Here is a 6,189-nt window from a genome sequence, read left to right as displayed (position 1 = left end):
AGCGGGTACGGCGGGGCGGGCGGGTACGGCGGGCGGCGGCGCGCTACGCCTGGGCGAGCACCTCGGAGACCGGCGTGAACGGCAGGCCGAGGGCGACGGCCACCTGCTCGTTGGTGAGCAGGCCCGCGTGGGTGTTGAGGCCCGGAGCGAGCGTCGCGTCCTGCCGCAGGGCCTCGCGCCAGCCCAGGTCGGCGAGCCTGACCGCGTACGGCAGGGTCGCGTTGGTCAGCGCGCGGGTGGAGGTGTTGGCCACCGAGCCCGGCATGTTGGCCACGCAGTAGAAGATCGAGTCGTGGACCCGGTAGGTCGGCTCGGCGTGCGTGGTCGGGCGGGAGTCCTCGAAGCAGCCGCCCTGGTCGATCGCGATGTCGACGAGCACGGAGCCCGGCTTCATCCGGGAGACCAGGTCGTTGGAGACGAGGGTCGGGGCCTTGGCGCCCGGGATCAGCACCGCGCCGATGACCAGGTCGGCCTCCAGGACCTCCCGCTCGATCGCGTAGGAGGTGGAGACCAGCGTCTTCATCCGGCCCTGGTAGACGGCGTCGATGAAGCGCAGGCGGTCGACGTTGAGGTCGAGCACCGTGACGTCCGCGCCCATGCCGACCGCGATCTGGGCCGCGTTGAGGCCGGAGACCCCGGCCCCGATGACGACGACCTTGGCCGGCGCCACGCCGGGCACGCCGCCGGGGAGCAGGCCCCGGCCGCCGTTGGAGCGCATCAGGTTGTAGGCGCCGACCTGCGGGGCCAGGCGCCCGGCGACCTCCGACATCGGGGCGAGCAGCGGCAGGGCGCTCCCGGCCTGGACGGTCTCGTAGGCGATGCCGGTGACCCGCCGCTCCAGGAGGGCGTCGGCGCACGCGCGGCCGGCCGCCAGGTGCAGGTAGGTGAAGAGCACCTGGCCGGGGCGCATGCGGGGGTACTCCTCCGCGATCGGCTCCTTGACCTTGAGGACCAGGTCGGCCTCCCCCCACACCGCGTCGGCGGTGTCGAGGATCTTGGCTCCGGCGGCCAGGTAGTCCTCGTCGGGGAAGTGCGAGCCGAGGCCCGCGCCGCGCTGCACGGACACCTCGTGGCCGTGGCGGACCAGTTCGTGCACGCCGGCCGGGGTGGCGGCGACGCGGTACTCGTGGTTCTTGACCTCGGCGGGCACGCCGATCTTCATGGGGGGGTTTCCTTTCCGGAGCCTCGGCGGGGCGGAGGCGATCAGAGCCGGTTCCATGCCTCGGTCAGCACGGAGCGGAGGATCGACTCCATCTCGTCGAACTCCTTGGGGCCGCAGATGAGCGGCGGGGCGAGCTGGATCACGGGATCTCCGCGATCGTCGGCACGGCAGTACAGGCCCGCGTCGTAGAGGGCCTTGGAGAGGAACCCGCGGAGCATCCGTTCGGACTCGTCCGCGGTGAACGTCTCCTTGGTCGCCTTGTCCTTGACGAGCTCGATGCCCCAGAAGAATCCGGAACCGCGCACGTCGCCGACGATCGGCAGGTCGAGGAGACGCTCCAGGGTCGCGCGGAAGACCGGCTCGTTACGGGTCACGTGACCGAGCAGGTCCTCGCGCTCGAAGAGGTCGAGGTTGGCCAGCGCCACCGCCGCGGAGACGGGGTGGCCGCCGAAGGTGTAGCCGTGGGCGAACATCTCGGTGCCGTTCTTGAACGGCTCGAAGAGGCGCTCGGAGGCGATCATGGCGCCGATCGGCGAGTAACCGCTCGTCATGCCCTTGGCGCAGGTGATGATGTCGGGGACGTAGTCGAACTTCTGCCCGCCGAACATGGTGCCCAGCCGGCCGAAGGCGCAGATGACCTCGTCGGAGACGAGCAGCACGTCGTAGGCGTCGCAGATCTCGCGCAGCCGCTGGAAGTAGCCGGGCGGCGGCGGGAAGCAGCCGCCGGCGTTCTGCACCGGCTCGACGAAGACGGCGGCCACGGTCTCCGGGCCCTCCATCTCGATGGCGCGGGCGACCCGCTCGGCGGCCCAGTAGCCGTACTGCTCGGGGGTCATGCCGGGGACGCCGGTGATCTCGTCGGCGCGGTAGTGGTTGGTGTTCGGCACCCGGACCGAGCCCGGCACCAGCGGCTCGAACATCACCTTGAAGGCGGGCACGCCGGTGATCGACAGGGCGCCCTGGGTGGTGCCGTGGTAGGCGATCTGGCGGCTGATGACCTTGTGCTTGAGCGGCTTGCCGGTGATCTTGAAGTACTGCTTGGCGAGCTTCCAGGCGGTCTCGACGGCCTCGCCGCCGCCGGTGGTGAAGAAGACCCGGTTGAGGTCGCCGGGGGTCTGCGCGGCCAGGCGCTGGGCCAGCTCGGCGGCCTTGGGGTGGGCGTAGGACCACAGGGGGAAGAAGGCCAGCTCCTGGGCCTGCTTGGCGGCGGCCTCGGCCAGCTCGCTGCGCCCGTGCCCGGCCTGCACGACGAACAGCCCGGCCAGGCCGTCGAGGTAGCGCTTGCCGCCCGCGTCGTAGACGTAGGCGCCCTCACCCCGCGTGATCATCGGCACGTCGGCGCCGGCGTGGGAGCCGTGCCGGGTGAAGTGCATCCACAGGTTGTCCTGCGCGGCCTTCATGACCGACGTCACGTCGGTGTTCTCGGGGTGCGTCATCGCCATCTTCCCTCGGTGAGCTGGGCTCCCCACAGTGTGCACACCGAGACGGAGTCTTGACAAGTGAAAGCGTTGGACTCTGTATGAACGACACGGGAATCCGCATCACATTCGCCTAACAGCAACGAAATCAGCGACGTCGGCCCTCTACCTGACCACCTCCGAGCCGTCCGGGGCCGGGGTGCGGCGGAGCGGTCCGCCGGGAGCGGCGCCCGGACACGGCCGTGCGGCGGCTGTGCTCAAATAGGGGGAGGTACAGCTGTCGAGATGCGAGGGAAAGCGTTGACTCCTGACGAGATCGAGGGCGCCGTCGCCGCGGATCTGCCCCGGGCGATCGAAGAGCTCAAGCGGCTCGTCTCCATCCCCTCGGTGGCCTTCCCCGGCCACCCGGAGGAGCCGGTGCGCGCGGCCGCCGCGCTGACCGAGGAGCTGCTGCGCGGCGCGGGGCTGCCGCACGTCCGGCAGATCCCGGTGGAGGGCAGCTTCCCCGCCGTCTACGCCGAGGCCCCCGCCCCGCCGGCGCGCCGACCGTGCTGCTCTACGCCCACTACGACGTCCAGCCCGCGGGCGACCCCGCCCTCTGGCGCACCCCGGCCTTCGAGCCGACGGAGATCGACGGGGCGATCCACGGCCGCGGCGCCGCCGACGACAAGTCCGGCATCATCTCCCACGTCGCCGCGCTCCGCGTCTTCCAGGGCCGGTTCCCGGTGGGCGTCCGGGTCCTCATCGAGGGCCAGGAGGAGTACGCCGGGGAGCGCCTGGAGGCGTTCGTCGAGCGGAACCCCGAGCTGGTCCGGGCCGACACGATGATCATCGCCGACACCGGCAACCCCCGGGTGGGCGACCCGTCGGTGACCACCTCGCTGCGCGGCATGGGGGCGTTCACCATCGAGGTGCGGACCCTGGAGGAGCCGCTGCACAGCGGTTCGTTCGGCGGCGCGGCCCCGGACGCCCTGGCGGCGCTCATCCGGATGCTGGCCGCCCTGCACGACGAGCACGGCGACATCCGCGTCCCCGGCCTGCCGCGCGGCACCTTCCTGGGGGTCGGGCCGTCGGAGGAGGAGTTCCGGGAGACCGCCGGCGTGCTGGACGGGGTCTCGCTGGTCGGCTCCGGCTCGCTGGCCGACCGCCTGTGGGCCTCCTACGCCATCACCGTCACCGGCCTGGACGTGCCGACCGTCTCCGGGGCGATCAACGCGGTCCAGCCCATGGCCAGGGCCCGCGTCACCGTGCGCGTCCCTCCGGCGGGCGACCCCAAGACGACGATCGAGGCCGTGGTCGACTTCCTCCAGCAGGTCGCCCCCTGGGGCGTCCGCGTGGACTTCACCGACCACACGATGGGCTCGGGCTTCCTCGCCGACACGGCGGGCCCGGCCCGCTCCGCGCTCAACCGGGCCATGGAGCGCGCCTACGGCCGCCCGCCGCGCGACGTCGGCGCGGGCGGCTCGATCCCGCTGGTCTCCACGCTGGTCAGGCAGTTCCCGGCGGCCGAGGTCCTGCTCTTCGGGGCCGAGGACGACGGCGCCTCGATCCACGCGCCCAACGAGCGGCTCGTCATCGAGGAGCTCCGCCGCACGATCGTCTCCGAGGCGCTCTTCCTCCAGGAGTACGGCTCGGCCACCGCGGGCTGATCCACCGGAAGGCCCCGCCCGTGGGCCGGGCGGGGCCTTTTCCTGTGCTAGTTTTTGTACTGACCGGTCAGTTTCAAAGATGGGGGTTCCGATGCTCGCAGGGGTGGCGGTGCACGCGGCCGGGCTGTCCCTGGAGGGCGGGCACGGGCCGGTCTACCGGGACGTCGACTTCGACGCTCCGGCGAGCAGCCTCACCGCCCTCGCCGGACAGGCCGGCAGCGGCCGGACCGGCCTGCTGCTCACCCTGGCCGGGCGGATGAGGCCCACCGCGGGGGTGCTCACCGTCGCGGGGCACACCCGGCCGAGGGAGATCCGGCGGGTCGCCGCGCTGGGCCTGGTCGACGGGGTCAACGACCTGGAGGGCTCGCTGACCGTCCGCGAGCACGTGCACGAGCAGTCCCGAGGCCTGCTGTGGAACGCCCGGAGCGCGGGCCGGGCCGCGGCGGCGCTGGAGCGGGCGGGGCTGGACCTCTCCCCCGACGACCGGACCCTGGTCCGTGAGCTCGGCCGCGAGCAGCGGGTACGGCTCGGCGTCGCGCTCGCCCTGCTCGACGAGCCGGGACTGCTCGTGCTCGACAACGTGGACGCCGGTCTGCCCGCCGACCGGTGCGACGCGCTCTGGGAGACCCTGCGGGACCTGGCCGCGCGGGGCCTGACCGTCGTCGCCTCCTGCACCGAGAGCCCGCTGCCCCGCACCCTCCGCCTGGGCGGCTCCGCCCCGCCGGGACTCCGGGAACCCTCGGAACCCGCGGCGGACGAGGAGGGGCGGCGATGAGACCGGTCCGGCTGGGACGACTGGAGCTGCGGCGCTTCACCCGCTCGCGGCTCACCCGCGCCGCGCTGGCGGGCGTGGTCATGCTGCCGCTGCTCTACGCCGGGCTGTACTTGTGGTCCTTCTGGGACCCGCAGGGGAACCTGGAGAACATCCCGGTGGCGCTCGTCGTCGAGGATCGCCCGGCCAAGGCCGGGGACGAGACCGTCGACGCGGGCCGGGAGCTGGCCCGGGAGCTCACCGAGCGGGAGGTCTTCGCCTGGCGCCGGGTGGACGCCCGCCAGGCCGCCGACGGCGTCGCCGACGGCTCTTTCTACCTCTCCCTGACGATCCCCGCCGACTTCAGCGCCCGGCTCGCCTCGCCCTCCGGCGACGGCGCGCCGACCCCGGCGGAGCTCGGCGTCACGGTGGACACCGGCCGCAGCTACATCATGGGCACCATCTCCGACGCGGTGTTCGCCGAGGTCAAGGAGGCCGCGGGCCGTACGGCGCTCAAGGACTACTGGGACGGCGTCTTCGTCTCCTTCGGCGAACTGCACGACGCGACCGCCAAGGCCGCCGACGGCGCGCAGAAGCTCCACGACGGCAGCAGGAAGGCCCTGGACGGCACCGGCGCGCTCAGCCGGGGGGCCGGTGAGCTGGGCGACGGGCTCGACCGGCTCAGGGACGGCACCCGGCAGCTCTCCACCGGCTTGGGCACCGCCGCCACCGCCACCGGGAAGCTCACCGCCGGGGCGGAGAAGCTGGCCGCGGGCCTGACCGAGGCGGAGGGCGGCTCCCGGAAGCTGGGCCGCGGTCTCGGCGAGCTCACGGAGGGCGCCCGGCAGGTCGCCGACGGCAATGCGGAGGCCCACCGTCAGGTCCACGCCCAGGTGCCGAAGATCAATCAGGTGGCGGACGCCACCGTGCCCGCCCTGGAGGAGGGGAGCGCCCGGCTGCACGCCCTCGCCCGGGCGCTGGAGCAGGACGCCGAGGCGGCGGCCGCCGCCGGTGGCGCGCAGGGACGCCCCCTGAGGTGATCCGGGAGGCCGGGCAGGCCCGGCAGCAGGCCGATCAGCTACTGGGCCTGCTGGAGAGCGCCCCCGACGCCGACCCGGAGCTGCGGGCCGCCGCCCGGCGGCTCGTGCAGTCCACCGGCCAGGTCGCGAGCGGCCTGACTGGCGGAGCGGCGGACGTCCCCGCGGGCGG

At 73.3% G+C, this 6,189-nt stretch carries 5 protein-coding genes; 3 read left to right on the top strand and 2 right to left on the bottom strand.

Annotated elements, in window-relative coordinates; all coding sequences use genetic code 11:
- Positions 1–43 precede the first annotated feature (43 nt).
- Both ald and ACWJ6R_RS28055 read right to left on the bottom strand, forming a co-directional pair.
- Positions 44–1,162, bottom strand: coding sequence for an alanine dehydrogenase (ald, locus tag ACWJ6R_RS28060; protein ID WP_449065106.1), 1,119 nt, complete (start codon positions 1,160–1,162; stop codon positions 44–46).
- A gap of 41 nt (positions 1,163–1,203) precedes the next feature.
- Positions 1,204–2,598: an aspartate aminotransferase family protein gene (locus tag ACWJ6R_RS28055; RefSeq protein ID WP_449065105.1), complete on the bottom strand. Its 1,395-nt coding sequence runs from the start codon at positions 2,596–2,598 to the stop codon at positions 1,204–1,206.
- 530 nt (positions 2,599–3,128) lie between these two features.
- Between ACWJ6R_RS28055 and ACWJ6R_RS28050 the strand changes: the two genes are divergently transcribed.
- The 3 genes from ACWJ6R_RS28050 (at position 3,129) to ACWJ6R_RS28040 (ending at position 6,020) form a co-directional block, all read left to right on the top strand.
- Positions 3,129–4,229, top strand: a complete 1,101-nt coding sequence (locus tag ACWJ6R_RS28050) for a M20/M25/M40 family metallo-hydrolase (protein ID WP_449065104.1) — start codon at positions 3,129–3,131, stop codon at positions 4,227–4,229.
- A 91-nt stretch (positions 4,230–4,320) separates the two neighbouring features.
- The gene (locus tag ACWJ6R_RS28045; RefSeq protein WP_449065103.1) at positions 4,321–5,004 is read left to right on the top strand and encodes an ATP-binding cassette domain-containing protein; all 684 of its coding nucleotides are present in this window, start codon (positions 4,321–4,323) and stop codon (positions 5,002–5,004) included.
- The gene (locus ACWJ6R_RS28040) at positions 5,001–6,020 is read left to right on the top strand and encodes a YhgE/Pip domain-containing protein (RefSeq protein ID WP_449065102.1); all 1,020 of its coding nucleotides are present in this window, start codon (positions 5,001–5,003) and stop codon (positions 6,018–6,020) included. Before ACWJ6R_RS28045 ends, ACWJ6R_RS28040 begins: the two co-directional genes overlap by 4 nt.
- Positions 6,021–6,189 lie beyond the last annotated feature (169 nt).

It is taken from the genome of Planomonospora algeriensis, assembly GCF_977012225.1.
Note: the sequence above shows the minus strand (reverse complement) of the source record. Positions and strands in the feature narration are given on the sequence as shown.

Coding starts and splice junctions, on each gene's coding strand:
- ald (WP_449065106.1), bottom strand. CDS start 1,162: ATGAAGATCGGCGTGCCCGCCGAGGTCAAGAACCACGAGTACCGCGTC.
- ACWJ6R_RS28055 (WP_449065105.1), bottom strand. CDS start 2,598: ATGACGCACCCCGAGAACACCGACGTGACGTCGGTCATGAAGGCCGCG.
- ACWJ6R_RS28045 (WP_449065103.1), top strand. CDS start 4,321: ATGCTCGCAGGGGTGGCGGTGCACGCGGCCGGGCTGTCCCTGGAGGGC.
- ACWJ6R_RS28040 (WP_449065102.1), top strand. CDS start 5,001: ATGAGACCGGTCCGGCTGGGACGACTGGAGCTGCGGCGCTTCACCCGC.